General features: G+C 39.2%; 18 protein-coding genes. 4 read left to right on the plus strand and 14 right to left on the minus strand.

The window, feature by feature from the left end:
- Positions 1-2 precede the first annotated feature (2 nt).
- The 7 genes from glyS to LDM93_RS05735 all read right to left on the minus strand — a co-directional run bounded on the left by glyS (position 3) and on the right by LDM93_RS05735 (position 6637).
- On the minus strand, positions 3-2051 hold the full coding sequence (glyS, locus tag LDM93_RS05705; protein ID WP_223891208.1) for a glycine--tRNA ligase subunit beta: 2049 nt from the start codon (positions 2049-2051) through the stop codon (positions 3-5).
- Between the two features lie 71 nt (positions 2052-2122).
- Positions 2123-2263 (minus strand): hypothetical protein, encoded by a 141-nt coding sequence (locus LDM93_RS05710; protein WP_223891209.1) that lies wholly within the window; start codon positions 2261-2263, stop codon positions 2123-2125.
- Position 2264: 1 nt separating this feature from the next.
- On the minus strand, positions 2265-2756 hold the full coding sequence (locus LDM93_RS05715) for a tRNA (cytidine(34)-2'-O)-methyltransferase (protein ID WP_223891210.1): 492 nt from the start codon (positions 2754-2756) through the stop codon (positions 2265-2267).
- A gap of 189 nt (positions 2757-2945) precedes the next feature.
- Complete coding sequence (gene purU, locus LDM93_RS05720) at positions 2946-3782, minus strand: formyltetrahydrofolate deformylase (RefSeq protein WP_223891211.1); 837 nt, start codon at positions 3780-3782, stop codon at positions 2946-2948.
- Between the two features lie 36 nt (positions 3783-3818).
- Positions 3819-4982, minus strand: coding sequence for a CCA tRNA nucleotidyltransferase (locus LDM93_RS05725; protein WP_223891213.1), 1164 nt, complete (start codon positions 4980-4982; stop codon positions 3819-3821).
- 76 nt (positions 4983-5058) lie between these two features.
- The gene (leuB, locus tag LDM93_RS05730; RefSeq protein WP_223891214.1) at positions 5059-6129 is read right to left on the minus strand and encodes a 3-isopropylmalate dehydrogenase; all 1071 of its coding nucleotides are present in this window, start codon (positions 6127-6129) and stop codon (positions 5059-5061) included.
- Positions 6130-6133: 4 nt separating this feature from the next.
- Entirely contained in the window at positions 6134-6637 is a 504-nt protein-coding gene (locus tag LDM93_RS05735; RefSeq protein ID WP_374706126.1) for a 3-isopropylmalate dehydratase small subunit, read from the minus strand.
- A 228-nt stretch (positions 6638-6865) separates the two neighbouring features.
- Between LDM93_RS05735 and rpoD the strand changes: the two genes are divergently transcribed.
- The 4 genes from rpoD (at position 6866) to LDM93_RS05755 (ending at position 11394) form a co-directional block, all read left to right on the plus strand.
- The gene (gene rpoD, locus LDM93_RS05740) at positions 6866-8719 is read left to right on the plus strand and encodes an RNA polymerase sigma factor RpoD (protein WP_223891215.1); all 1854 of its coding nucleotides are present in this window, start codon (positions 6866-6868) and stop codon (positions 8717-8719) included.
- A gap of 113 nt (positions 8720-8832) precedes the next feature.
- A complete protein-coding gene (locus tag LDM93_RS05745) occupies positions 8833-9591 on the plus strand; it encodes a molybdopterin-binding protein (protein ID WP_223891216.1) in 759 nt (252 codons plus the stop codon).
- An 11-nt stretch (positions 9592-9602) separates the two neighbouring features.
- Positions 9603-10802 carry an MFS transporter gene (locus LDM93_RS05750; protein WP_223891217.1) on the plus strand — a complete coding sequence of 400 codons (1200 nt, stop codon included), beginning with the start codon at positions 9603-9605 and terminating at the stop codon, positions 10800-10802.
- Positions 10786-11394: a tRNA-uridine aminocarboxypropyltransferase gene (locus LDM93_RS05755; RefSeq protein WP_223891218.1), complete on the plus strand. Its 609-nt coding sequence runs from the start codon at positions 10786-10788 to the stop codon at positions 11392-11394. The genes LDM93_RS05750 and LDM93_RS05755 overlap by 17 nt, the downstream gene beginning before the upstream one ends.
- Before the next feature lie 14 nt (positions 11395-11408).
- On the opposite strand, the gene LDM93_RS05760 is transcribed toward LDM93_RS05755, so the two are convergent.
- The 7 genes from LDM93_RS05760 to LDM93_RS05790 form a co-directional block, all read right to left on the minus strand.
- A complete protein-coding gene (locus tag LDM93_RS05760; RefSeq protein WP_223891219.1) occupies positions 11409-12305 on the minus strand; it encodes an AEC family transporter in 897 nt (298 codons plus the stop codon).
- A gap of 75 nt (positions 12306-12380) precedes the next feature.
- A complete protein-coding gene (gene acs / locus LDM93_RS05765) occupies positions 12381-14345 on the minus strand; it encodes an acetate--CoA ligase (protein ID WP_223891220.1) in 1965 nt (654 codons plus the stop codon).
- A gap of 19 nt (positions 14346-14364) precedes the next feature.
- Complete coding sequence (locus LDM93_RS05770) at positions 14365-14979, minus strand: 3'-5' exonuclease (protein WP_223891221.1); 615 nt, start codon at positions 14977-14979, stop codon at positions 14365-14367.
- The gene (locus tag LDM93_RS05775; protein WP_223891222.1) at positions 14980-16806 is read right to left on the minus strand and encodes a putative nucleotidyltransferase substrate binding domain-containing protein; all 1827 of its coding nucleotides are present in this window, start codon (positions 16804-16806) and stop codon (positions 14980-14982) included. It lies immediately after the preceding gene.
- Between the two features lie 48 nt (positions 16807-16854).
- On the minus strand, positions 16855-18522 hold the full coding sequence (locus LDM93_RS05780; RefSeq protein WP_223891223.1) for a cation acetate symporter: 1668 nt from the start codon (positions 18520-18522) through the stop codon (positions 16855-16857).
- Positions 18522-18842 (minus strand): DUF485 domain-containing protein, encoded by a 321-nt coding sequence (locus tag LDM93_RS05785; protein ID WP_223891224.1) that lies wholly within the window; start codon positions 18840-18842, stop codon positions 18522-18524. The genes LDM93_RS05780 and LDM93_RS05785 overlap by 1 nt, the downstream gene beginning before the upstream one ends.
- 61 nt (positions 18843-18903) lie before the next feature.
- A complete protein-coding gene (locus LDM93_RS05790) occupies positions 18904-20292 on the minus strand; it encodes an OprD family outer membrane porin (protein WP_223891225.1) in 1389 nt (462 codons plus the stop codon).
- Positions 20293-20384 lie beyond the last annotated feature (92 nt).

Here is a 20384-nt window from a genome sequence, read left to right on the forward strand (position 1 = left end):
ATCTAAACCGATATCTCTTTAATATCCGCAATATTTCTAAACGTTTTATAGACAGACCCTATCGTATGAAGTCTATTTATTTTTACTGCTTCATCTTCAGTGTTTACCAGAACATCATCAAAATAAGCATCAAGTTCACGTTTGAGCCCAAAAAGTGCTTCAAGTTCTTCTTTATAGTCACTGTATGTAGCGTTGACCACTTTTTCATACGCATTATAGAGTGTGACTTCAGCATCTTCTTTAAACAATGAGATATCTATCTTCATACTTGACTCAAGATCTACATCTTTAGAGATATTTGCTACACGTTTGAAGGTAGTGAATTGTTCTTTAAATGCATCACTGCTTACGATCTCATTCAGTGCAGCTACCTTTTTAGCTATCTCATTGATATCTCTTTCACCTGAAGCAAGTACAGAAGCTATAACAGATGGATTGGCATCAAGTGACTTATTGATACGTTCTATCATGAATTCACTTAAGAGATTTGTATCGAACTCATCGTAATTACCTTTTAGCAACGCGATAATATCATCAATATTGAAAGTCAGATCATACGCTGTCACAATACGTGCGATACCGTTGACTGCACGACGTAACGCGAAAGGATCTTTAGAACCTGTAGGAATTTTCCCCACACTAAAGAGTCCAAAGAGTGTATCGAGTTTAATACTCATCGCTACAATAGAGGAGAATACAGAACTTGGAAGTTCAGCACCTTCACCTACTGGCATATATTGCTCTTTGATAGCATTATAAACAAGCTCTTCTTCGCCCAGTGCCTTGGCATAATAATATCCCATAAGTCCCTGTAGTTCTGTAAACTCGTACACCATCTCACTCATAAGATCTGCTTTAGCAAGGTTTATTGCTTTATCCATTGCTTTTTCAAGTACTGCAGAACTTTGTCCAGTGCTTGATTCTACTCTGTCCATATAAAGGGCAAGCAGTCTGATGGCGATATTGTTTTCTCTTTTGATCTTGTCTGAAAGTGTCCCCAGACCATCGATGAACTGCACTTTTTCAAGACCATCTGTACTCAGTCCATTTTTAAGGTCATTTTTGTAGAAGAAGAGTCCATCAGCCAAACGTGGTTTAAGTACACGTTCATTTCCTGCGATCACTTTACTGTAATCATCTGTATAGGCATTGGAAACGACCACAAATTTATTTGCGATTTTCCCATGTTCAAATACAGGGAAATAACGCTGATGTTCTTTCATCGAAGTGATGATCACTTCAGGCGGGAGTTCCAAGAAAAGTTCATCAAAAGAGCCTACCAGTGCTTTAGGGTTCTCTGTGATCGCTACAACTTCAGCCAGAAGTGCTCTGTCTCTTTCGATGATGATATTGTGCGTCGACTCCAAAGCATCAAATTCAGCTAAGATCTTCGCTTCTCTCTCTTCAGGGTGTAACATCACGGCACACTCATCCAAGATACCTTCATAGGCATCTATAGTAGGCACTTCAACCGCATCATAGGTCACCATACGATGGACATAGGTTTTTGTGTCTGAAGCCACACCAAAAAGTTCTACAGGTACAGAAGCATCACCCATTCTTACCTGTAACCAGCGTATAGGTCTGATATATTCATCTGTTCTTGAGCCCCAACGCATCATCTTTCCAAATGACATAGAAGCTATCCATTTTTCAAGCATCTCTTGAAGAAGAGAAACCGTTTCAGATCCTTTTTCTTCTTTTTTGAAATAGAGTACCTCTTTACCGTTCTTTTCTGCACGACCAAGTGCATCAAAGCTAACACCACATTTACGGGCGAATCCTTGGGCTGCTTGCGTAGGCTCACCATCTTTGATCGCTGCTTGCATAGGAGGACCAAAGAGTTCTACAGTACTGTCTGCCTGTTTTACAGCTATATCTGCATGTTTTAGCACAAGTCTTCTAGGCGTATAGACAAATTCAAAGTCACAAGAAAGCTTATACTCTTCAAGTATATTTTTCCAAGATTTCTCTATGTTAGATACAATTTTCAGTAGTGGTATAGCAGGAAGTTCTTCTACACCGATTTCGATAAGTAATGCTTGTGTCATTTAGGGTTTCCTAGTGAAATAATAATGGCTATTATTTTACCTAAGTGTTGGTAAAGAGGGGGTTAGTAGTCCTACTCTTCCTCTTTATCTTGCATGTCTATACGTCTTCCTTCATCATCAAATTTACTCTTATAATAATTTTTCACGATCCCAAACGTGATAAATACAAATAAAAACATAGCGATAATGTAAAGGATATCTCCAAACGACATGTTATTTCTCCAGGGTATTGGCTATGGTGATCTTTTCAAACCCTTCATAATTTTGACGCAATGCATCATAGATGACCACCCCTACACTTACACCAAGATTGAGGCTTCTACCCTTACCGCCCATTGGTATAGTAATACACTGTTCAGGGTTTTCAAGAAGTACTTTTTCATCTATCCCTCTGGTCTCCGGACCAAAAAGGATATGATCACCTTTTTTAAAAGGTGCGTTGAAGTAAAGTTTATCCGTTTTGGTTGTAGCCATATAGCTGTTTTGGGTGATAGGATGCACTTTAAGATACTCCTCAAAACTCTCCCAAACCACTAAGTCAAGATGCTGCCAATAGTCAAGCCCAGCACGTTTCACCGCTTTATCATCGATATCGAACCCAAGGGGTTTTATGAGATGCAGTGTTGCACCCAAATTGACACAAAGACGGCCTATTGTCCCTGTATTCTGAGGAATTTCTGGTTCTACCAGTACGATATTAAACATACATCATCCTTATACAATCTCATAGGCATTGGTTTTATTCAATTACCTTCCATTTAAATCGAGGCGTTGTTTCTCTCGTCATTTTTTTAGAAAAAAACGAAGCAAAAAAAACATCACTGTTCTCGAATCGCTGCGCTTACAAAGTCGTTCACAGTGACAAAACGCACTTTGTGTAATTAAAAAAGAGCCCTAAAAGACAACCGTTTTATTGCCATTTACAAATACTCTGTCATGTAGTACCAATGACAAAGCACGTGACAGAACGATCTTTTCCCCATCACTTCCCGCTCTTTGCATATCTCGCCAGGAAAGACGATGATTAACCGGGATCACATCTTGTGCGATGATAGGACCTTCATCGAGATCATCAGTTACAAAATGTGCTGTGGCCCCGATAATCTTTACCCCTCTTTCAAATGCCTGCTTATAAGGATTAGCACCTATAAACGCAGGAAGGAAAGAGTGATGAATGTTAATGATTTTTTCTGGATAGGCTTTGACAAAATCAGGAGTAAGTATACGCATATATTTTGCAAGCACAATATAATCAAACTCAAACTCACCTATCAATTTCATCACATGTCCTTCATGTTCTTCCCTGCTCATATTGTCTGCTGGAACATGAAAGAAAGGGATGTCAAATCTGCGTACGAATGTCTCAAGTGTATCATGGTTCGCGATGACACACTCTATCTGTGCATCAAGTTCACCATTTGCATGACGTACAAGAATGTCACCAAGGGCATGGGACTCCTTTGTTGCCATAAGGATAATTTTCTTATCTTTAGGCTCTATGACCCTAATATGGGCATCATCAGGTGCTACCGTTTTGAGTTCTTGAAGTAATTCCTGAATATCGAACATTCCGGAAACGACTGTACGCATAAAAAATCGTCCACGTTCTTTGTCAACAAATTCACGGTTATTATCAATATTTAAATCTCTGTCATAAAAGACTTTAGCGATCTGATACACTAAACCTTTTGCATCTTCACAGTCAATTAAAACTCTTGCTCTTTTTTCCATATTCACCCTAGTTACTATTGAATTGTAAAATTATACCTATTTTTCTTTCAAACTCTTTAGAGAGATGTCCTTTATCTTCTCTTCAGTTCGTCGCTGAAGTTCATCACCTAAAGCTTTACCTGAAAAACCTTCAGCCATCAACTCTGAAGGTGTTACCCCTCTGTCAAAAGGTTTGTCCCATACATTCAATTTTTTTGCCATAGTGATCACATCTCTATGATAGTTACCTACATACTCTATAATGCCTTCTTTCAGTGATAGGTTTGCTATGAAAGATATAGTAACATTGTTAGGTGCTGGTGATTCTGCTACTTTTTTATAGTAACTCTTAGGTGCCCTTAGTCTGTCTAACAGCTCTTTGATATCTATGGAAAAGTGCTCTTTACAAATAAAAATAAAATAATACGGTCTTAGTTTCTCTACAAAATTCTTTTGACTTTTTTGTAATACCCTGCTTAACATGATAAATGTATTTTTTTCTATCTGCACATCAAAAAGTTGCTGTCCTATACCAAGACCAAATAGATAATAAAGACCGTAGTGCAAATATTTACTCATAAACATTTTTTCGAACTCTCTAAATACCCGTTCTTTCGGTAGATCATCTAGAGAGATACTCTGACACAATCTACAACTCTTCTCTTCCACTTTAAAGCCAAATCGTGCAGCAAACTGCATGGCACGTAATACACGTAAACTGTCTTCTACAAATGATTTTTCATCTACCACACGCAGCATTTTATTTTTCAGATCTTTCAACCCATCCCAAAAGTCAAGTATGTGTTCATCTTGAATATCATACATCAATGCATTGATCGTAAAATCCCTTCTTCTCGATGCTTCTTTTTCTTCTGTAGCCAAAGAGACTTCAAAACCGCGATGTCCTTTGGAAACTTTTTGCTCAGTACGAGGCAATGAAATGTCTAAATCATGGTATTTATAGACAAAAAAACTTTTACCCACACCCTGTGCACCCAAATGATCCATTGCAGTTTCAAAATCATCTATAGTAATACCAAAACACTCAATATCATAGTCTTTACATTCATATCCTAAAAGACGATCACGTACAGCACCACCGACAATATAACATTTGGCATGATACTTTTGTGTCAAATAATCTGTCACTGTTTTGATATTTTGAAGTATTTGAGGGTTGGTTTGTGAGAAAAAGTTTGGAAAAGATTTGATAGTGGGCATGGTATCCCTTTCGAAATCATTTGGAAGTTATCTAAGAGCCAACCGTAAAAGTTGACTCTATATCAGCGTTTAAGTCCTATTTGGATGCATAGTCAGCGATAATATCACCCATCTCACTACAAGTACAGATCTCTTTTGCATCATAATCACCAATGTCACCTGTACGATACCCTTCACTCAATGCTTTTTTGATCGCAGTATCTATTTTGTCTGCTGCTTCGTTTTCACCTAAGGCATAACGAAGCATCATACTTGCAGATGAAATAGTTGCCAACGGATTAGCGATACCTTGTCCAGCGATATCCGGCGCAGAACCATGAATAGGTTCAAACAACCCTACACCCTTACCTGTACTGGCACTTGGAAGAAGTCCGATAGATCCACTTAACATACTCGCAGCATCTGAAAGGATATCACCAAAGATATTTCCGGTCAAGATCACATCAAACTGTCTAGGATCACGGATAAGTTGCATTGCAGCGTTATCTACATACATATGAGAAAGTTCAACTTCCGGATAATCTTTAGAGACTTCTTCTACGATCTCTCTCCAGAATTGGCTGACCTCAAGTACATTTGCTTTATCTACTGAACAGATACGTTTTTTACGTTTCATAGCGATATCAAATGCCACAATAGCGATACGTTTGACCTCTTCTCTTGTATAGATCATGGTATTGAATGCATTATCATCATGAAGTTCTCTTGGCTGACCAAAATAGATACCACCAGTCAGTTCACGTACGACCATGATATCTACACCCTTGATGATCTTCGGTTTAAGACTTGAGGCATTTACTAACTCGTCATAGACCATCGCTGGTCTTAGGTTTGCAAATGTTCCCATCTCTTTACGAAGACCTAAAAGCCCTGTTTCAGGACGTAAATGTCTCTCAAGTGTGTCCCATTTTGGTCCACCTATCGCACCAAATAGAACAGCATCACATTTTTTTACACCTTGAATCGTTTCTTCTGGCAATGGAACACCTGTTTCATCTATCGCAGCACCGCCAAGAAGCATCTCTTCATACTTAAGATTAAATCCTTGTGTAACAGAAACTGCATCCAATACTTTTATCGCTTCATCGATGATTTCGGGACCGATCCCATCACCTTTAATTACACCGATTCTATAACTTTTACTCATATGATTATGCCTTCGCTTCTTGTTTATTTTCAATCTCTTTTTTCGCAAATGCTATCAATCCGCCTGCATCTACCAACTCTTGCATGAATTCAGGAATAGGAGAAAACTTATAGGTTTTAGCCTGTGTGACATTGATCACTTCTCCTGCATCCATATCAATTCTCACTACGTCACCTTCACTGATCTCAGAAGCTTCTTTAAGTTCAAAGATAGGCAGTCCCATATTAAATGCATTTCTGTAAAAAATACGTGCAAATGTAGGTGCGATCACAGCACTTACACCGGCTGCCTTTAATGCGATAGGTGCATGCTCACGACTAGAACCACAACCAAAGTTTTCACCAGCAACGATGATGTCACCCTCAGTCATTTTCGAAACAAACTCAGGATCTGCATCTTCCATTACATATTTTGCCAATTCTGATGGCTCACTTGTATTAAGATATCTTGCTGCGATGATCAAATCAGTATCGATATTGTCACCAAATTTCCAAACTTTACCTTGCAAAGTATTATCCTTTTTTATGCTATCTCCTTACAAAATAAACCAATGTCTATTTGTAATTCCTCTCACTAAAACACTTTAATATTTTAGATATTGATACGATAAAAATTTTCGCGATTATAGCTAAAAAAAGGAAAATTAACAAATTCAATGCTAAAAACTAATAAAATTTCGGTATAATCCATTTTAATATCTCCAGAGGGTTTTCGCCTCACACATCAAAGGTTTTCAATGGCAACAAAAGACAGTATGAAAAATATAGAAACATTAATTCAGTCTAAGAAAAAAGGTGATGTGGTTACATTAGAGAACATCGCAAAAGAATTTACCAAGCAACCGACTGCAGCACAAGCTAAAAAGATCCATAAACTTAGCTCAGATGCCAAAGTAGAAATCGTTTCTGCCTCAGAATATGCAAAGTTCATCACAACAAAAGAAAAGAAGCGAAGAGAAGATGCAAGAAAAAAACTTGCAGATGGCAGTACAGAAGATGAGTTTGATCTTCATAAGGAAAAAGAACTTCTTGAGTGGAGCCGTTCAGACAGCCCTGTCAGAATGTACTTACGTGAAATGGGGAAGATCCCTCTACTGACCAAAGAAGAGGAGGTTGATCTCTCCAAGCGTATTGAAGAGGGAGAAGATATCATCATCGATGCTATCTGTTCTGTTCCTTACCTTATAGGCTATATCATCAACTATAAAGAACCTTTACTTAACCGTGAAAGACGTGTAAAAGAACTTTTCAAAAGCTTTGAAGATGACAAATCAGATAAAGATGACTCTGACGATTCTGATGATTCTGATAATGAAACAGAAACAAATGCACCTAAAGATGACAAAAGAGTAAAACAAGTTGTTGAGAGCTTTAAGCGACTTGAAAAAGCAAAAAAAGAGTGGATGAAGGCACGTGAAGATCTAGATACATTTTTGGAAACAGAAGATGATGAAGTTAAGATCCTTCATGAACGTCTTAAAATTGCATTTAAGAAAGAAGCACTTAAAGCTGCACTTTTAAATCTCGGACCAACCTCTAAACTGATCAATGAACTCGTTAAAGCCATGGAAACTGCACTTAAAAGCGATGATAGTTTTGAGAAAGAGCTTAAACGTTTAGAGTATAAACTTCCACTTTTCAATGATACACTCAAAGCCAATCATAAAAAACTGCTTGACAATATCATTAAGATGGATAAAGATGATATCATTGATGCCGTACCGGAGACGACTATGGTAAGCACGTATGTTGAGATCAAAAAACTTTTTGAGACCAGAGAAGCGAGTAAAGGAGGATTTGATCTTTCTGAAGAGAAACTCCAAGAGATTTTAGGACAGATCCGTCAAGGTAAAGCAAAAAGTGAAGTAGCGAAAACACGTATGGCAAAGTCTAACCTTAGATTGGTTGTTTCTATCGCTAAGCGTTATACAAACAGAGGACTTCCATTCCTTGACCTTATTCAAGAAGGGAACATCGGTCTTATGAAAGCTGTTGATAAATTTGAATATGAAAAAGGATACAAATTTTCTACCTATGCAACATGGTGGATACGTCAGGCTATCTCTAGAGCCATTGCAGATCAGGCAAGAACCATTCGTATCCCTATTCACATGATAGAGACGATTAACCGTATCAATAAGATCATCAGAAAACACCTTCAGGAAACAGGAAAAGAGCCAGATCTTGATACAATCGCTGAAGAAGTAGGACTCTCTGTAGATAAAGTGAAGAATGTCATTAAAATCACTAAAGAGCCTGTGAGCCTTGAAACACCGGTAGGTGATGAAGATGATGGTAGATTTGGTGATTTCATTGAAGATAAAACGACACTGAGCCCAACAGATGTAGTACTCAAAGATGACCTGAACAACCAGATAGATGACGTACTTGATCAGCTTAACGAAAGAGAAAAAGCTGTTATCCGTATGCGTTTTGGTCTTCTTGAAGATGAAAGTGACAGAACACTTGAAGAAATAGGAAAAGAGCTAAGTGTGACACGTGAAAGAGTAAGACAGATAGAATCTTCTGCGATCAAAAAACTCAAACACCCTAAAGTAGGTCGTAAACTTAAAAACTATATCGAAGAATAATACTTATTCTTTATCTACTTTTCTAGAAAAGTAGGTAAAAGTCATCACTGCTCTCGAATCGCTTCGCTTACAAAGGCGTTCGCAGTGACATAATTTATAAAAGAGAGAATATCGTGTCTGAACCTAGATTTTTTGCCCTGATTATAGGTACAGAGATCCTTAACCGTCGAAGGGCTGATAAGCACTTTGACTTTGTTACCAGAGCTTTAGCACAAAAAGGCCACACTCTTACCGGATCATTAATTATCGAAGATGATCCTGCACTTATTGTTCAAACGATCAAATTCATTGCCTCACAGGAAAATGCTGTACTCTTCTCTTTTGGCGGTATAGGTTCTACACCCGATGACCATACCAGAAAATGTGCAGCCATGGCACTGAGAGACGGAACCCTTTATATACATGAAGAAGCCAAAGAGATCATTGTCAACAAACTTGGTGAAAAAGCCTATCCCTACTCTGTCCGTATGGCAGAACTCCCTGAAGGTGCAACACTTTTAGAGAATCCTGTCAATCAAATGCCTGCATTTGCATTGGATGAGCGCTACTATTTTATGCCTGGATTTCCGGAAATGAGTCATCCTATGGTAGAGAAGATACTTGCAAAACTGCTGCCGAACAAAAGAGAGTATCATCGTCACACCCTTACCGCACTGTGCAAAGAGAATATATTTATAGAAGTCATGGAAAACATGCCAAAAGAGGTGGAGTTTTCTTCCTTGCCCAAGTTATATTCTGACGGGTGGAGGGTTTCCATCTCTGTGGCATCCACCGATGCAAAACTGGCATTGAAGTCTTTTAATAAATATATAGAAATACTTGAAAACAAGAAGATAGTCTATAGTCTGCATGACACACACAATGAAGAGTAATTAAAAAATAGATGACGTATATAGAAACACTTAAACACCCTGTTATTGCACGACTTTCCCTCATACAACTCATCTCCTATTTTGGTACATGGTTTTCACAAGTAGCCATTTTTTCGATGATCGTTGCCTACGGTGCAAGTGAAGTCACTGTAGCCCTTACTGCCGCTATGGCAATGTTCCCCGCTGTTATCCTTGCTCCCCTCATAGGTATCATCATAGACCGCATAGACTTTAAAAAACTCATGCTGATACTTCTACTCATTGAAATAGTGATGACCCTCGGGTTTATTTTTATCAATTCACTCGAATATATATGGGTTTTAATGCTACTCATATTTTTACGCTCATCGGCTGCTTCGATGCTATTCTCTGCCGAGATGACACTTTTTCCTAAACTCGTACAAGGGAAAATGCTGAAAAACACCAATGAGATACACTCAATCATCTGGTCATTCTGTTATGCATCAGGTATGGCAGCAGGAGGCTTGGCGACACATTTTATGGGCTTTGATACGGCATTTATGATAGATGCACTCTTATATGGTATCGCGGTACTGCTCCTGCTTGGTCTAAAACTCTCTCTTGAAAAAGTAACTCATATTGACTCAAGTTGGAAAATGTTCAAAGATGGATTTAGCTATCTCATAGCCAATAAAAAGATCCTTCACCTCATCTTACTGCATGCTGCCATAGGACTTACCAGTTTTGATGCCCTTATCACGCTGCTCGCAGATTTTAAGTATAAAGAATTTATCGCTGTCCCGCTTGCCATAGGTTGGATGAACGCTACTAGAGCCATAGGATTGATGATAGGGCCTTTTATCATCAGTAGAATCATTTCAAAAGAGAATTTACACTACTTTTTCGTGATGCAGGGGCTTGCGATCATACTCTGGTCCATGCTGGAATACAATTTCTATCTGGCACTTATGGCACTTTTTATCATGGGTCTATTCATTACAACACTTTGGTCATACACATACCTCCTTATCCAGGAAGAGACAGATGCACATTATATGGGAAGGGTCATTTCTTACAATGATATGTTCTTCATGCTTTCCAATGTCGCCACAGCTATGTTTATAGGATATGCATCCAAGTGGGGCTTATCACTTGAAGGCATCACTTTTACTTTAGGTTTTGGATTTATAGTGGTTGCAGTGTATTATATTTGGTTCAAAAAACGGTATCTTGATGAAGAAAACAAATAGAAACGTCTGCTACAATTGCTACCGGCCTCAAACCTCATGTATGTGCAAATACATTACGCCTATAGAAACCAATACACGATTTGTCATCTTGATGCATCCAAAAGAGTTTAAAAAAACCAAAAATGGTACAGGTCACTTTACAAACCTCTCTTTAGAAAATTGTGAAATCCATGTAGGCATTGATTTTACAGAACATAAAGCCATCAACCATATCATAAACGATCCGTCCAATACCTGTTACATTCTCTACCCGCATGAAAGAAGTATCAATCTCAATGAAGCATCCATCGCTGAGAAACAAAAGAACACAGTCATTTTTCTTATAGACTCTACCTGGCCCTGCTCGAGGGCCATTCTCACTGCCAGTCCCAATATTGACATGTTGCCAAAAGTCAGTTTTACCCATACAGAAGTCTCAAAATTCACATTTAAAGAACAACCAAAGGAGTACTGCCTCAGTACCATGGAGTCGACTTTATGTGTCTTAAAACTTTTAAACACGCATCAAATGGAAGAGATAGAAAATAAAAAGTTAGATCAATTTTTACTTCCCTTTGAAAAGATGGTGGAATACCAACTCTCTTGTGTGTGAAGGGATTGTTAAATCTATAGGAGTTTAAATAAGACTGCTGTAGTAAAAAAAGAGAGCAGTATCCCATAACCGACGATAGCGGAACTGAGTCTTGGAGCCAGTCCTGACAAAGAAGCCATCGCTCCTGCTGTGACCATCGGTGCCATGCCTGCTTCCATTACAGATACACTTGCTGCCAGATTGGTCCATCCTGCCATAGCCACCAGTGCCAGTGCGATCATAGGGGCGATCAACAATTTTATGAACAGTGCCATAGCAAAAGGTCGTATTTCGTGTCCAGGAAGTTTGAGTTGTAGTTGCAGTCCCACTGCGACCAAAGCAATGGGTACGATCGTATTGGCGAACATGACTAAGACTTTTGAGATCGCATCAGGGAAAGGTGTACCTATCAACAACAATGCAATGATCAATGAAATAAATGGTGGAAATGTCAGGATCTTTACGGCCATGATCTGTACATTGATCTCACTTTTATTTGAGTAATACGCTGCGACAAATATACCATAAGTTGCCAGAGCTAAAAAAGTACCCAGTTGGTCATACACCAAGATAAAAGGCAATGCTTCATCACCCAAATAGGCATTGATGATCGGTATCCCTAAAAAAGAGGAGTTCGTAAGCACAGCCACAAGCATGAGTGCACCTGTAATTTCTTTACTAAAATGAATTTTCTTGGAAATCAACAGTGTGAGGATCGCTGTCACAGTCATAACGACCCAAGCAATGATCACAGGAATTAAAATATCCATAGAAAGCGTTAGTTTAGGTATTTGCAGGAGAATCATGGCCGGGAGAGAAATAAAGATCACAAATTTATTTAATATCGCTGCGGCTTCTTCAGGAAAGATCCCTAGTCTCTTGAATCCATACCCGATGGTAAGCGCCAAAACGATCAGTATAAAATTTTCCATATATTTGTCTTAAATCATCTTTCTTTTGTATGCTTACCCTCACACTCTTTAAGCAGAGAGGATAAGCGGTAAGCCTTATGCGTTAACAAGGGCCTCTATCTGACCTACAACAGTTGGATCTTCAAGTGTAGAAGTATCTTGAGTGATCTTTTCACCTTTTGCCAGTGCTCTGAGTATCCTTCTCATGATCTTTCCTGATCTGGTTTTTGGGAGGTCTGGAACAAAGACCATATCATCACATAGTGCGATGTTTCCGATCTCAGTTTTAATGATCGCGTTGATCTCTTTCATCGTCTCCAGTTCATTTGCTGCATCATCTTTATGCTCTGCAGGTACAGATTTGAGTACGATATAGGCAAAAATTCCTTCTCCCTTAAGCTCATGCGGCTTACCTACAACTGCTACCGCAGCTACATTCTCATGCTTTTTGATCGCGGCTTCTACTTCAGCTGTACCCATACGGTGTCCAGATACATTGATCACATCATCTGTACGACCAGTGATCGTAATATAACCGTTTTCACCATAGATTGCACCGTCACCTGTAAAGTATACCGGCTTACCCTCTTTTGTCACATCACCGAAGTATGACTTTTTGAACCTTTCATCATCACCCCATACACCACGGATCTGTGACGGCCAAGGGCGTGTAACACACATATATCCGCTTTCACCTTCACCTACTTTTTCACCCGTTTCAGGGTCAAGTATCTCAGCCATGATTCCCGGTAACGGAAGTGTTGCACATGCAGGCTTGATAGGTGTCGCACCAGGAAGCGGAGAAACGATGTGTCCGCCAGTCTCCGTTTGCCAGTATGTATCTACGATCGCACACTTACTTTGACCTACTTCTTCATAATACCATTTCCATGCAGGAGGATCGATAGGCTCTCCTACCGTTCCAAGTACTTTGAGACTTGAGAGATCATATTTAGCCGGTTCTTCTTCTCCCATTTTATGCAATACACGTATCGCTGTTGGTGCTGTATAGAACTGGTTGACTTTATGTTCTTCTACCATTTTCCAAGGACGGCCTGCATCAGGGAAGGTAATCACACCTTCAAACATGATTGTGGTCGCTCCCATTGCAAGCGGTCCATAGACGATGTAGGTATGCCCTGTGATCCAGCCGATATCTGCCGTACACCAGTAGGTATCATTTTGTTTTACATCAAAGACCCATTCCATCGTCATTTGTGCCCAAAGAATATATCCGGCTGTATTGTGTTGTACCCCTTTTGGTTTTCCCGTACTACCAGAAGTATAGAGCAAGAAGAGAGGATCTTCACTCTCCATAGGTTCTGCATCACATTGAGCAGTTTTGCTTTGTATAAGTTCATTGTACGAATAGTCACGTCCTTCTACCCATGTCACATCTTCATGGTTTCTCTCCACAACCAACACTTTTTCAACCGGTGTTTTACCTGTCAGTGCTTCATCTACCACAGGTTTTAGCATATAAGGTTTTGTTTTTCTATAAGCACCGTCAGCCGTGATCACCACTTTCGCCTCTGCATCTTCTATCCTGTCACGCAGTGCTTCTGAAGAGAACCCGCCAAATACGATAGAGTGGATCGCACCGATACGTGCACAGGCAAGCATTGCATAAGCAGCCTCAGGGATCATCGGCATATAGATCACGACTCTATCACCTTTTTGTACACCGAAATCTTCTTTAAGCAGATTGGCAAATTTATTTACTTCTTCATAGAGATCAAGATAAGTGATCACTTGCTTGTCACCTCTGTCACCTTCAAAAATGATCGCTGCTTTATTTTTCTGTGTCTCTAGATGTCGGTCGATACATTGGTGTGTAACATTGAGTTTTCCACCATCGAACCATTTGACGAACGGTGCATTGGACTCATCCAATACCGTAGTGTACGGTTCGAACCAATCGATCTTCTCATCTGCAAATTCTTTCCAGAAACCTTCATAATCATCCGTCGCCTTTTTTACCAAAGCATGGTATGCATCCATATTTTTTATTCTTGCATCTTTTGCAAATTCAGGGTTTGGTTGATAGAGTTCTTTTAACATTGTTTCTCCTATATAATCATTATTTTAATTTCGTTGTATTTTTTAATTTAAGATAGATCAAAGCCGTCATAATGGCATCATCTAATGCATCATGGGCTTGAAGTTTTGGTAGATCCAAATCTTCCAAGATCGTATTGAACCGCAGATCTATATTTCCTTGTGGTATAGCAGGGATCTTTTTATCATAATAGATCGCTGATACCTCTTCTTGTGTATTGGGTATGGTAATACCATACATCGGCTTGATATATTTATTGACCATAGCCACATCAAACTCCAGGTAGTAACCTACCAAAGGTCTGTTCCCGATATAATAAAGAAACTTCTCTATTGCCTCTTGAAGAGGGATCGCCCCGTAAAGATCACAATTCCTTATCTGATGGATCGTGATACTTTTAGGATCGATCTCTTTATCCTGATCGATATAGATATGTATCGCTTCATCCGTAAGAATTCTATTACCTTTTATCTTGACTGCTCCGATCGAAATAATGTCATCCGTTTTGGGATCAAGACCCGTGGTCTCACAGTCAAAAACGACCATCTCATCGGTAGGCACGTCATCAAATAAAAAGGTAAAGCGTTCATCCTTAAGATGTTTGAAGTTCCACTTCTTTTTTAATGATGTAAACATTTAACCTACTATAGAAAGATGAAAGTGATAACTTACTATCTTTTTAAACTTATTCACTGTTTTGAGTGCCTCTTTTAAAAGGTCACGTTCAAGCTTTCCTATGTTGACCACAGAGATATAGTTATCTATCTTCTCCCCTTTTGCCAGCTGCGAAAGTTGAGAATGGAGTCTCAGTGTAGTGAATACTTCCAGTGCTTCCATCAACTCTGTCGCATCCTCTTTACTCAAAAAACCACTATTATTCAGCGCTTTGATACGCAGGGTTGTATTGGTCGCTCTGATCTGATGTTCCAAAGCCAATGCACGTACCCCATGGATCAATGCAAAAAGAGCACCTTTTTTGATATCTATCTCATTCTTATGTGCTTTATCATGCACAAATTGAGAAAACAGTCCCAGTGGAGACTCAAACGTTTCGATCGCTCTTGCAAAATGCATGAGGATCGACGGGGTTTGTTCCACTTTATGAAAGAGATAATCGATCAATTCCGTATGCAGTGACAGTTTTCCGGCAACAGGGGTAGAGTCAAAGAAAATAGCCATATCCATAAATTTCTCATACGTTGGTGCTTCCATCCAGTCATAGATATCTTCTTTGTATGCTTCGATCGGTTTGCACCACTTTGGATTGATCATCATGATCTCACCTTCACAGCGCGGAAAACCTATCTCGTCAAGGACTTCGATAAATCTCTGTGTCACAGATGCTGCATCCTGAGGCATAAAACCTTTCTCAAAGACAAGTGCATTATCCTGGTCTGTTCTTAGGATCTGTGAAGCACGCCCTTCACTTCCCAGGAGGATGAGGGTACATTTATCATGCCATGTATGAGGGATGATCATTTTAAAGAGTTTCATATACATTTTTCTGTTGATCTCAGAGACCAACTTGGCAATATAGCGGCTTTTTACCCCTTTTGCATGCAGTGCACCTATCATCACATTCAAACGTTTGGCGGCGGCAACCACATTCTCAAGCTTTTGTGCTCTCTCCATTTGAACCGTAATAAGATGGGACTGATTGGAAAAGAAGCTCAAAAGATCAACAAGTTCAAGTATGCCTAGAACATTGTTGTCATCATCCAACACAGGAAGGTGTTTGATACTGTGTTCTGTCATCAAGAGTAAAATGTTAAAAAGAAGTTCTCCATTTTTAACGGAAATGGCAGGATAGCTTTGTATCTGAGAGATATTTTCTAAACTTTTTTCCTCTTTTTGGAGAATATAGTATCTGAAATCTGCATCGGTCACAATGCCATACCCTTCATCATTTTGAACCAGTAAACAGCTTGCACCCTCTTCATCCATACGCTTCAGTGAATCAACGATAGAAACATTGGACGCAATGACACATGCTTTATGCAAAATAGATTCATCCAGCCTTGCTATCATCAAGTCGCTCATAGAAGCATATTCTTTCTTCTCTTTAAGCAACTCGATACGTTCTACGATACTTGAAAAGAAATAATGTTTAAAATCCTTATTGCTTTCACAAATATCCAGGAATGATGCCTTTGGAATCTCAAAACATATCAATTCTTCTGTCACTTTGTAACTATACTCGGAAGGTTGATCTTCAATGATCTCAATACCACCAAAAATATCATGGGTATGATACATATCAATATGTTCTTCATTCTCATCAAATACTTCAACGATACCTTTTATCACAACAAAAAGGTTTTCAGGCGTTTTATCTTTACCTATGAGCACTGTGTCATTAGGATAATAGACGATCTGTGCATCGTTTTTGATATGATCAAATTCTTTTTTAGTTAAGAGTGTAAATGGTAGATGTGTCTTTATATTTTCGAATAATGTTATCACTTCACCTTCCTATCTATGACCAAGGCCAAAGGCCTTGGTAAATGTTCATTAGTGAGCTACTGCTCCATTAGATCCGATACCCGTTTGACATCTAATGTCCTGAGCATCAAATTCATCGATACATCTTTGTGCATCATCAGATTTATCTGTGATCGAGAAGAACCAGATCGCTATAAATGCCACTGGCACTGAGAAGACTGCCGGGAATTTGTAAGGTACAATTGCTGTCTCATTACCCAGGATCTGTGTCCAAACAACCGGACCAAGAATAACAAGTACGAGCGCTGAGATCAAACCAATATACCCACCAATGACCGCACCTCTTGTTGTAAGCTTCTTCCAGAATATCGACATAAACAGCACTGGGAAGTTAGCAGACGCTGCGATCGTAAATGCCAGCGCCACAACAAATGCGATATTTTGCTTTTCAAAGGCAATACCAAAGAAGATAGCAGCAATACCAATGGCAATAGTGGCCATTTTAGAAACTTGCATCTCCTTTTTCTCATCGACTTTACCTGTTGCAAATGCATTCGCATAAAGGTCATGAGAGATCGCTGACGCACCAGCGAGTGTAAGACCGGAAACAACCGCAAGAATAGTAGCAAATGCAACAGCTGAGATAAATCCAAGGAAATAATCTCCACCCACTGCATGTGCCAGCCATACCGCTGCCATGTTGTTCATCCCTTTAAGTGTTGCACCATCAGCAGCCAGATAAGAACCTGCAGGATCCCCAAGTACGAGTACGATCGCACCGAATCCCATGATGAATGTAAGTACATAGAAATACCCGATCAAACCTGTTGCAACAAATACAGACTTTCTAGCCTCTTTTGCATCTGCAACCGTAAAGAATCTCATAAGGATATGTGGGAGACCCGCTGTACCGAACATCAAGGCAATACCAAGTGAAATAGCTGAAATAGGATCAGAAACTAGACCACCTGGGCTCATGATCTCTACACCTTTAGCGTGGATCTGCGTTGCTTGTGTAAAGAGTGCATCAAAACTAAATCCAAACTTTGCCATAACCATGATTGACATAAATGTAGTCCCCGCAAGTAATAATACCGCTTTAATGATCTGTACCCATGTAGTTGCAAGCATACCGCCAAATGCAACATATAGAATCATAAGAATACCGACAAGTACAACGGCAAACTCATAATCCAATCCAAATAAGATTTCTATCAATTTACCTGCACCCACCATTTGAGCAATAAGATAAAGAATCACAACAGAAATTGAACCCAATGCTGCCAGGATCCTTACCGGTTTTTGCTTTAATCTATAGGCAGTCACATCGGCAAATGTATATTTACCCAAGTTTCTAAGTTGCTCAGAGATCATAAAAAGAATAATTGGCCAACCTACCAAGAAACCGATAGAGAAGATAAGACCATCATACCCTTTCAGGTAAACCATACCCGTAATACCCAGGAAAGATGCCGCTGACATGTAGTCACCTGCAATGGCTGTACCGTTTTGTGTACCTGTGATCCCACCACCTGCTGTATAGAAGTCACTAGCAGACTTTGTTCTTTTTGAAGCCCAGTAAGTAATACCCAGTGTTGCTGCAACAAAAATAAAGAACATCACAATAGCAGGCACATTCAGCTCTTCAGCTTTTGTACCTTCACCCAAATCAGCTCCCGCTGCAAATGCAACTGTCATGGAAGCCATCATAAATAGAGATAAAATTCTACCTAACATTAATTCATCTCCTTTTCAATATCATTTTTTAGATCGTTTAAAAGACCATCAAATTCACCGTTGGCTCTTCTTACATAAAGTCCTGTCATTGCAAATGCAAAAATGATAATAGCTAGACCGACAGGTATACCCCATGTCGCCATACCTTCTGGGCTTATTTTAGTTCCCAATGTTTCTGGGCTGAATGCAATAAATAAAATAAATGCATAATAGACCACTAACATGATAATAGTCAATGTCCAGGCAAACTTACTTCTTGTACCTACAAGTTTTTGGTACTTAGGATTGTTTTTAATCTGTTGCACTTGTTCTTGTGTCATTTTTTCTCCTTGTTATTATGATATGGTATATTTATTCACATACCATAATGTTTAAACTTTATTAAAAGTTATAGTTTATAATCAGTCTATACTCATCCCAGTCTAAACCATTTTTGAAATCTCTTGGATAGTTTGCTCTGGCTCTTAAGTTAAGACCCTCAACCGAAGCGACATTGTATTGAATATCCCAACCAGATTCTGATGCTGTCCAAGCTGTACCATAATCGTAGCTGTTGGTTGCACCAATATCAAATTCTGTATAAAATACAGAAGCTTTAATATCTTCACCAAGTAGCTCATTCAACTTATAGGTTCCAGCTACTTTCCAACTGTCCGTGTCAGAGAAGAATTGATGTCTTGTGACCATACCTTGTGTAAATGCTGGCATTCCACCCCATGGAGTAATAATACCACTAGTTGGACTGGTTGGTGTAATATCACTTGTATCTGTTTGAGAATACGCTGCATATGCACTGAATGCACCTAGACTTGCACCTAGTTTCACACCCCAGTAGTTACTGTCAACTTTACCTGCAAGTGCATCTCCTACATCACTTTGACCAATGTATTGTGCTGAAGCGTTCATTTTTACATTTTCATTCAAAAGACATTTCCATCCATAATCAGCCTGAAGGTACACAGCATTGAGGATATCATGTGCATAGTAGTCCCATGCCGTTAAAGTAACGCCATCAAACCCTTTATAGGTAGCTGCTACTGCAGTGACACCATCAGTTTTATTATCTATACTGCCATCGCCATTAAAATCATTATCACCTAATGCTACCCTACCCATATTTACAAAATCACCACTTTGTGCCAAGGTTGTACCTGCACCGTAACCACTTGCAAAACCTAATCCGTAAGCATCATCATAAATATTACTGAATGTACCAGTCGTCTCTCTGGTAATATGTGCTAAGGTTAAAGTAGTATCTTCAAGATCAGTGTTTGTCACTACTGCTGCTTCAAAAAGGTTTGGAATCATTCTTGCATCATCAGCTCCTGCCAATGGTGTATCAAGTCTTTGACGACCCACTTTGATGTTTGTATTGTTAAATTTATAGTTAAGGTATGCTTGTCCTATAAATGCATAATTATCTCCGTCACGACCCATCAATGCAGGATCATAACTGGCAGTGTCACCACTGTCACTATCTACCTCATGAATATTAAATCCATAAACACCATAAGCTGCCACAGCTGCTGTCAATCCATTAAAATCTGGTGACCTATATCCTATATAACCACCTGTTGCAAGTGAATTACGGTTATTATTAACTAGACCGGAATACGTTCTGTCAATATAGAATGTTCTGAATTGACCAAACAACTCACCGTAATCTACTTCAGCCGCTTCCGTTGCTACAACCGGTTCAAATGGTGCAATATCTCCTCCTGCCATCAGCAGTGTTGATGCTGCGACAGAGATTGCTAAATATGTTCTCATTGTATCTCCTAATTTTTATACGTTTGAAGTATGTAGGCTTAACGTAGCATTAACATAGCATTAACAAAAGAAAGGAAAATGTGTATAAAAAA

It is taken from the genome of Sulfurovum sp. TSL6, assembly GCF_019972115.1.
In the GTDB taxonomy this organism is placed as follows: Bacteria; Campylobacterota; Campylobacteria; order Campylobacterales; family Sulfurovaceae; genus Sulfurovum.

Excerpts from the sequence above, each read along its gene's own strand:
- LDM93_RS05750 (WP_223891217.1), top strand. The coding sequence starts at position 9,603 with ATGACGTATATAGAAACACTTAAACACCCTGTTATTGCACGACTTTCC.
- purU (WP_223891211.1), bottom strand. The coding sequence starts at position 3,782 with ATGGAAAAAAGAGCAAGAGTTTTAATTGACTGTGAAGATGCAAAAGGT.
- LDM93_RS05785 (WP_223891224.1), bottom strand. The coding sequence starts at position 18,842 with ATGACACAAGAACAAGTGCAACAGATTAAAAACAATCCTAAGTACCAA.
- rpoD (WP_223891215.1), top strand. The coding sequence starts at position 6,866 with ATGGCAACAAAAGACAGTATGAAAAATATAGAAACATTAATTCAGTCT.
- glyS (WP_223891208.1), bottom strand. The coding sequence starts at position 2,051 with ATGACACAAGCATTACTTATCGAAATCGGTGTAGAAGAACTTCCTGCT.
- LDM93_RS05790 (WP_223891225.1), bottom strand. The coding sequence starts at position 20,292 with ATGAGAACATATTTAGCAATCTCTGTCGCAGCATCAACACTGCTGATG.
- LDM93_RS05760 (WP_223891219.1), bottom strand. The coding sequence starts at position 12,305 with ATGGAAAATTTTATACTGATCGTTTTGGCGCTTACCATCGGGTATGGA.
- LDM93_RS05755 (WP_223891218.1), top strand. The coding sequence starts at position 10,786 with ATGAAGAAAACAAATAGAAACGTCTGCTACAATTGCTACCGGCCTCAA.
- acs (WP_223891220.1), bottom strand. The coding sequence starts at position 14,345 with ATGTTAAAAGAACTCTATCAACCAAACCCTGAATTTGCAAAAGATGCA.
- leuB (WP_223891214.1), bottom strand. The coding sequence starts at position 6,129 with ATGAGTAAAAGTTATAGAATCGGTGTAATTAAAGGTGATGGGATCGGT.
- LDM93_RS05710 (WP_223891209.1), bottom strand. The coding sequence starts at position 2,263 with ATGTCGTTTGGAGATATCCTTTACATTATCGCTATGTTTTTATTTGTA.
- LDM93_RS05715 (WP_223891210.1), bottom strand. The coding sequence starts at position 2,756 with ATGTTTAATATCGTACTGGTAGAACCAGAAATTCCTCAGAATACAGGG.
- LDM93_RS05725 (WP_223891213.1), bottom strand. The coding sequence starts at position 4,982 with ATGCCCACTATCAAATCTTTTCCAAACTTTTTCTCACAAACCAACCCT.
- LDM93_RS05780 (WP_223891223.1), bottom strand. The coding sequence starts at position 18,522 with ATGTTAGGTAGAATTTTATCTCTATTTATGATGGCTTCCATGACAGTT.
- LDM93_RS05770 (WP_223891221.1), bottom strand. The coding sequence starts at position 14,979 with ATGTTTACATCATTAAAAAAGAAGTGGAACTTCAAACATCTTAAGGAT.